Annotated in this window: 1 protein-coding gene; it reads right to left on the bottom strand. The window is 47.4% G+C overall.

Going from position 1 to position 409, the window contains the following annotated elements; genetic code table 11:
• On the bottom strand, positions 1 to 409 hold a 409-nt coding region (locus tag JN080_RS29230), incomplete at both ends, for a catalase (protein ID WP_256239381.1).

Genomic DNA, 409 nt, shown 5'->3' with positions numbered 1-409 from the left:
CAGTGTCAGCTTTCCGATGTAATGAACAGGAACGATTTCTTCTGGCCAGAGCTTCGTCGGATCGAGAACATCAAATTCGTATGCGTGTTCATTTTCCTCTTCAATCATTTGCACCCCAAATTCGTACTCGGGATATATCCCGCGTTGAATCGCCTCATAGATATCTCGCCGGTGAAAATCGGCATCCAACCCGCCGATGATGAGGGATTCTTCTTGGAGAAGCGAATGTACGCCGAGGACTGGCTTCCATTGAAAGCGTACAAATCGAGAGGTTCCTTGGTCATTGATGAACCGATATGAATTGATCGCGTAACCCTCCATCATTCTCCAACTTCTTGGCAACGTCCGATCCGACATGAGCCACATGATAAAATGCGCCGACTCCTGGTTATTTGCTACAAAATCCCAG

This window comes from Bacillus sp. EB600 (genome assembly GCF_024494385.1).
In the GTDB taxonomy this organism is placed as follows: domain Bacteria; phylum Bacillota; class Bacilli; order Bacillales; family Cytobacillaceae; genus JAEVLT01.
The sequence above is the reverse complement of the archived record's forward strand: the minus strand, read 5'-3'. Positions and strand labels throughout refer to the sequence as shown.